This window comes from Brevundimonas sp. (genome assembly GCF_036659295.1).
GTDB lineage: Bacteria > Pseudomonadota > Alphaproteobacteria > Caulobacterales > Caulobacteraceae > Brevundimonas.
This window is the reverse complement of sequence record NZ_JAVXCU010000103.1, coordinates 1-6,689: the sequence shown is the minus strand read 5'-3', so window position 1 is coordinate 6,689 and position 6,689 is coordinate 1. Positions and strand designations below refer to the sequence as shown.

At 61.3% G+C, this 6,689-nt stretch carries 4 protein-coding genes and 1 pseudogene; 2 read left to right on the top strand and 3 right to left on the bottom strand.

The features are described 5' to 3' along the window. Positions 1 to 142 precede the first annotated feature (142 nt). Positions 143 to 823, top strand: a complete 681-nt coding sequence (locus RSB01_RS12800; protein ID WP_332620117.1) for a type 1 glutamine amidotransferase domain-containing protein — start codon at positions 143 to 145, stop codon at positions 821 to 823. A 60-nt stretch (positions 824 to 883) separates the two neighbouring features. Here the strand turns inward: RSB01_RS12800 and RSB01_RS12795 are convergent, their stop codons facing one another. The 3 genes from RSB01_RS12795 to RSB01_RS12785 all read right to left on the bottom strand — a co-directional run bounded on the left by RSB01_RS12795 (position 884) and on the right by RSB01_RS12785 (position 5,536). Continuing rightward, the gene (locus tag RSB01_RS12795; protein ID WP_332620116.1) at positions 884 to 2,860 is read right to left on the bottom strand and encodes a peptidase M61; all 1,977 of its coding nucleotides are present in this window, start codon (positions 2,858 to 2,860) and stop codon (positions 884 to 886) included. Between the two features lie 30 nt (positions 2,861 to 2,890). Further along, complete coding sequence (locus tag RSB01_RS12790; protein WP_332620114.1) at positions 2,891 to 4,855, bottom strand: PDZ domain-containing protein; 1,965 nt, start codon at positions 4,853 to 4,855, stop codon at positions 2,891 to 2,893. A 132-nt stretch (positions 4,856 to 4,987) separates the two neighbouring features. Further along, a complete protein-coding gene (locus RSB01_RS12785; protein WP_332590701.1) occupies positions 4,988 to 5,536 on the bottom strand; it encodes an FKBP-type peptidyl-prolyl cis-trans isomerase in 549 nt (182 codons plus the stop codon). A 345-nt stretch (positions 5,537 to 5,881) separates the two neighbouring features. On the opposite strand from RSB01_RS12785, the pseudogene RSB01_RS12780 reads away from it, so the two are divergent. Beyond that, positions 5,882 to 6,689 (top strand): annotated as a pseudogene (locus RSB01_RS12780) (DNA-directed RNA polymerase subunit beta); the annotation flags it as partial.

The following is a 6,689-nucleotide window of genomic DNA, read 5'->3' as shown; positions in this document are numbered from 1 at the left end:
GGTACTCCAGAGACTGCTTTCAGAAACGGGTCGCAGGAAACTGCGGCCCGTTTTCTTTTGTCCGCGCATGTTTTTAATGCGGACGGATGGAAACAGGGCGTGCCGATATCCATCTGGAGGGGGAACAACAAGGAACTCCCCCATGAAAATCCTTATGGTGCTGACCTCGCACGACAAGCTTGGCGATACGGGTCAAAAGACCGGCTTCTGGCTGGAAGAGCTTGCCGCGCCCTATTTTGCGTTGAAGGATGCGGGGGCGCAGATCACGCTGGCCTCGCCGCGGGGCGGTCAGCCGCCGCTTGATCCCAAGAGCGATGCCGAGGATGCCCAGAGCGACGACACACGTCGTTTTAAGGCCGACGAAGCGGCCAAGGCGCAACTGGCAACCACGCACAAGCTGTCGGATGTGAAGGCGGAGGATTTCGACGCCGTATTCTATCCCGGCGGCCATGGTCCGCTATGGGACCTCGCCAATGACAGCCATTCGATCAAGCTGATTGAAGCCTTTGCCGCAGCGGGTAAGCCGACCGGCTTTGTTTGCCATGCGCCGGGAGTGCTCAAAGACGTTAAGAGCGCGACCGGTGATGCGCTGGTGAAGGGCAAGTCCGTTACGGGCTTTACCAATAGCGAGGAAGAGGCAGTCGGCCTGACGGATGTGGTGCCGTTCCTTGTCGAGGACATGCTGGTGCAAAAGGGCGGGCGCTATAGCAAGGGTGCCGACTGGGCATCCTATGTGCTGACCGATGGCACTCTGGTGACGGGCCAGAACCCTGCGTCTTCGCGCGAAGCGGCGGTTGCTCTGCTGGGGTTGCTGAAGGTCTGAAACGGTAACGATTAAAAGAAAACGGCCCGGGAAATGATCCCGGGCCGTTTGCGTTCAGGCTTAGCGACGTCGCGGGCTGAGGATTTCCGTCAGGCGGTCGCGGGTGCCTTCAATGCGTTCAAGGCGCGGATAGCGCAGACCGCCAGCATAGTCGAACTGGACAGTGCGGAAGGCATCTCCACGCTTGAGCAGCAGCTTGATAGGGGCGGAGCCATCTTTATTGGCGGTCACGGCCTCGCGCAGGCGGTCGGCATTGGCGGCCAGATCGTTGATCGCGATCATCTCCCAGCCCGGACCGATGTCGGCTTCAAACGCCAGCCCCCCCCAACGGATGCCGTTGATGCGGTTTGTGGAACTAAGGGTGAAGCCCAGCGAGTACTGGAAATCGGTTTTCCAGCCGGTCTGGATCTTCTTCTCGGCCTCGGTGAGCGTGTCGGTATAGGCCAGGCGGTAGCCCGAGCGAGCCAGACCATCCAGCGGAGCCTTGGCGTCGGGGCCAGCAGCATCCAGACGGGTCCGCAGGAAGGTGGCCCAGTCGTAAGGATGGACGGTGTTCAGGGCCGTTACCACATCGTCGAACACATAGCCGCGCGGGGCGCTTGAGCCATTGTCACCGCCGAAGAAGGCCTTGGCGAAATCGTCCAGCGATTTGCGCTCATTGGTGGCTTCGCGGATCAGGGTGTCGGCATCCAGCCAGATCAGCAGGGCTTCGCGGTAATAGTCGCCCGTGCCACGCATCCACGAGGCATAGGGGTTGGAGGTGCGGTAACCCAGCAGGTTGTGATTGTTGGTGTCCTGAAGCGGGCGCCATTCACGGCCGGGCTGGTTGTCATAGAAGGCCGCGACCTCGGCAAACGAGGTGATGATGTCGGCCACAGGGGCCAGGCCGGAGCGCGATGTCAGCACGTCGCCCCAATATTCCGTCTGGCCTTCATAGACCCACAGAAGGGTATTCTGGCTCGGGATATTGTGGTTGGCGGTCAACTCGTCGGCAGGGCGCTGGCGCTTGCCGTTCCATGTGTGGACGTATTCGTGCGGCAACAGGCCGATGGAGCCGAGGCTCTTGCCCCAGTTGGTGAAGAAGTCGTCCGGTACGCTGTTCTCGCTGGAGCGGTGATGCTCCAGACCGATACCGCCCAGATGCTTGGTGGTCGCCACGAGGAATTCATAGCGGTCATAGGGGCGGGCACCGAACAGGCGGTCGGCTTGGGTAACCAGATTTTCGTAATAACCGATCTGGGTCGGCGTCGGGCGGATCTGGTCGGGCTTGTCGCCGACGATGTTCAGGTGAACGCCCGAACCATCCGGATCAATGTCGATACGTTTGAAATTGGCACCGCCGAACAGCGGGCTGTCGATCAGCGTATAGAGGTCCACCGGCTTGAAGCGGGCAATGTCGCCTTCAAAGCTGTCGGTATCCAGCGCCACGCCATAGTTCCAGCCGGTTGGCAGCTTGATCGACGGCTGGAAGGTGATGCCGGTCGAGTGATAGCCCGCCGGATACAGCAGGGCCTTTTCCCATTGCAGGTTCAGCATTTCGGGCGTCATCACGACGCGCCATGTGCTGTTGTCGGGCTGGGTCAGCCACTGGAACTCGACGACGATTTCCGAAACGCCTGCAGGCACTTCAACGTGGAAGGCGTAGGGGTCGATCGTGTCGCGCAGCCATTCGATGCGTTGGCCCGCACCTGTCACCGTCACGCCCGATATCAACTGGATAGGGCCGGTCGCAGCATGGTTGCCCGGCAGGAATTTCGGATAGAGCAGGGTCAGGTCGCCCGCCGAAACCGGAATGGTCTGACGCACGCGCACGATCTTGCGCTCGACATCGCTGGCATCGACTTCATAGCGGATCACGCCCGGATAGGCGTCCTGGGTCGGTGCCGGAATGGGCGGGATGGCGCGGGGCAGGGCCAGCGGTGTGTTCTGGGGCGTAGGGGTCATGGGGGCAACCGTGCCGGACCATTGGCTTTGTGCCAGCGCACCGGTTGCCGTGCCGCAAAGCAGCACGGCGGCAAGAACGAGACGGGACTTCATTATCGGATACTCTGTTTAATCGGTGCAGGCTTAGCGGCGGCGCGGGGCGGCAGACTTGGGCGAAAGGATATCGCCCAGATAGTCGGGCGTGCCCTCGATGCGTTCCAGATGCGGGTAACGCAGCCCGCCGGTATAGTCGAAGGTGATGGTGCGGAAGCGGTCGTCACGCTTGACGATCAGGGTGACGGGCGCACCGCCGTCGGCAGCGGCCTTGATCGCGTCTTTCAGGGCATCGCTGGATGCAGCCTTGTCATTGACGGCGACAATATCCCAACCGGGGGTCAGGCCCTGTTTGAAGGCGGGGCTGTCCCACGTCACCGAGGTGATGCGGTTGGAGCCGTTCAGCATCATGCCCAGCGAATAGACGAAATCGTTACGGCCCAGTTCTTTGTAGAGTGCGGCCATATAGCCGGTCGGCTCGGGCTTGAAGACAAGACGGTAACCGCCCTGTTCAAAGCCGTTCATCGGGCCATGGCTGTCGGGACCGACGGCATCGACGCGCTCGCGCAGGAAGCTGGCCCAGTCATGTTCGACGATGCCGTTCAGGTGGCGCACCACATCCTCGAATGTATAGGGCGCGGCCTCCCACTGGCCGTCATCCGAACCGAAGAAGGACTTGGCGAAATCGTCCAGCGATTTGCGGCCATTGGTTTTCTGGCGGATCAGGGTGTCGGCATCCAGCCAGATCAGCGAGCCTTCGCGGTAGTAATCTTCGGAGCGCTGGATGCTGGGCCACGGTTGCGGGCGGCGCTGCTGGATGATCGGGTCATTGGTGGTGTCTTGCAGGGCGCGCCACTGGCGACCGGGGGCATTCTCGAACTGGGCGGCGGCCATGGCCATGACGCCAAGCGCCTCGTCCTTGGTCATCAGACCGGCGCGCGCGGTCAGGATCAGGCCCCAATACTGGGTCTGGCCCTCATAAACCCACAAAAGCGAGTTTTGCAGCGGCTCGTTGAAATTGGCGACCATCTGGTCGGCGGGGCGACGCCATTTGCCGTTCCAGCTGTGGGTGTATTCGTGGCCCAGCAGGTCACGGTCTGCGAGCGTGGCGGTCGGGTCGGTGAAATACTTGGTCGCGACGCTGTTCTCGCTGGAGCGCTGGTGCTCCAGACCGATGCCGCCCAGACGGTCGGAAGCAGCCACGAGGAAGTTGTAGCTGTCATAATGACGCGCACCGAACAGGCGGTCGGCCTGCGTCACCAGATTGCGGTGCAGTTGCAGGTGCTCATCCTTGATCTTCACCATGTCGGCACTGTCGCCGACAATGTTCAGATAGACGGGCGAGCGGCCGCTGGTATCCAGATCGATGCGGTTGAAATGCTTGCCAGCAAAGACAGGGCTGTCGGCCAGATGTTCCAGATTGATCGGCTCCAGTTCCAGATAGCCGTCAATCGTACCCTCGACCTTGAGCGCACCGGCATAATCCCAGCCTTCGGGCAGTTTCAGGCGTGGCATGAAGCCGACATTGCGGCTGGCATAGCCTGCGGGATAGAGCAGAGCCTTCTCCCACTGGTGGTTTAGCATTTCCGGCGTCATCACGACGCGGCCCTGCGCGTCGCTTTGCGGCGTCAGCCACTGGAAGCTGACCTCCAGCGAGGTGACACCCTCGGGGATGGTGACCTGATAGGACCACGGGTGCAGCGTGTTGCGCACCCATTCGATGCGCTGGCCATTGGCCGAGAACTGCAGGTTGGCAATTTGGGAGATGGGGCTGACAGGGCCGTGATTGCCGGGCAGCCATTGCGGATAGAAAAGCACCATCGGGCCGGACTGTGTGACCGGAATGGACTGGCGCACGCTCATGATACGGCGCTCGATATCGGTGGCATCCACCCAAAGGGTAATGGGCTGGACAAGTAGCTTGTCGGAAACGGCCGGAATCTCGATCAGCGAAACCGGCAAGGCCGGGGCGGCGGCTCCGTTCTGGGCCAGTGCCGGTGCGGCAACCAGAAGAGCAAGGGCAGAGGCGCAAACCGCAAGGGCGCGTCGGGACATAGGCGTTTCCCCAGATGGGCCGCAGAACTGCGGCAACAATGTGGGGGAAAGCAAGACGCCGCAGCCCACCGCGTCAAGACTTAAGGCGGCAAGGGGGCGGCTTAGTCCACGAAAAAGCCGCCCTTTGATCCGTTACGGGTTCACCTTGAGTAGTTCGACGGTGAAATACAGCGCTGAATTGGCCGGAATATCGTCACCCATCCGGCGCGCGCCATAGGCCAGATCCGCGGGAATCAGAAACTCGTAGGTTTCGCCCTCGCGCATCAGGGCCACGCCCTCGGTCCAGCCCTTGATGACGCGGTTCAGCGGGAAGCTGGTCGGCTCGTTGCGCGAATAGGAGCTGTCAAACTCGGCACCGTTGATCAGGTTGCCACGATAGTGGACCATGACGGTGTCGGTTTCCGCAGGCTGTGCGCCGGCCGGATTGGCCTTGCCGACGAGGCGGTATTGCAGGCCGCTTTCGGTGGTGCTCCAGCCCTTGCGGGCGGCATTCCATGCCAGATGGGCCTGCTGACCGGCATCCCAGGCGGACTGGGCGGCACGGTATTGCGCCATTGCCGATTCGTGCTGGACCATGGCGGCGTCATAGGCCGCCTTGGCCGTGTCGTAATCGGAAGCCGCAGCGGGGCAGGCGAGGGCAGCAGAGACGGCAAGCGTCAGGGCGGTCAGGGTGTGTTTCATGGTAAATCCATACCACGGAAATCCTGCCTTGCGAGAACCTGACGAGAACAGGCTGAAAAATGGCCAAAGGTCTTTATTTTGCCGCGTCAAGCGTTATATATGGCCCCTTCGCAGATTCCATGAATCCGTGCGCAAGCGCCGAGGCCCGGTTTGAAGCCCTCCTAACCGGTGCGAAGGCGTCGCTCCTTCCCAAGGGAGCGGGATATTTCAGGCATCCTGATCCGCCCGGCGGATCGAGGGTGGATGCCGAGAAGACTTTAACGGTCACGGACCGCCTTGAGGCGTGCCGTGGCTGCTGCATTGAGAGCTGGGTTCCTTTACGGGGCTCACGATTGGGAAAACAGAATGGCCAAGTCCACCGACGGTCTCGCCTTGGGCAAGATCGCAGCCGCGACCTCCTTCACCGGCAAGAAGCGCATTCGCTACAGCTTCGGGCGTATCCCTGAAGCCGTGCAAATGCCGAACCTGATCGAGGTTCAGCGCGCTTCGTACGAACAGTTCCTGCAACGCGAGAGCCGTCCGGGCCTGCGTCGCGACGAGGGTATCGAGGCTGTCTTCAAATCGGTCTTCCCGATCAAGGACTTCAACGAGCGCGCCGTTCTCGAATACGTCTCGTACGAGTTCGAAGAGCCGAAGTACGACGTTGAAGAATGCATCCAGCGCGACATGACCTATGCCGCGCCGCTGAAGGTCAAGCTGCGCCTGATCGTGTTCGAAACCGAAGAAGAGACAGGTGCTCGCTCGGTCAAGGACATCAAGGAGCAGGACGTCTATATGGGCGATATCCCGCTCATGACGGACAAGGGCACCTTCATCGTCAACGGCACCGAGCGCGTGATCGTCTCGCAGATGCACCGTTCGCCGGGCGTCTTCTTCGACCACGACAAGGGCAAGACCCACTCGTCGGGCAAGCTGCTGTTCGCCGCCCGCGTCATTCCTTACCGCGGTTCGTGGCTGGACTTCGAGTTCGATGCCAAGGACGTTGTCTTCGTCCGTATCGACCGTCGCCGTAAACTGCCGGCCACCACCTTCCTGTACTCGCTGGGTATGGACGGTGAGGAAATCCTCAAGACCTTCTACGAAACCGTGCCTTACGAGAAGCGCGGCGACAACTGGGTCACCCCGTACAAGCCGGAACGCTGGCGCGGTGTGA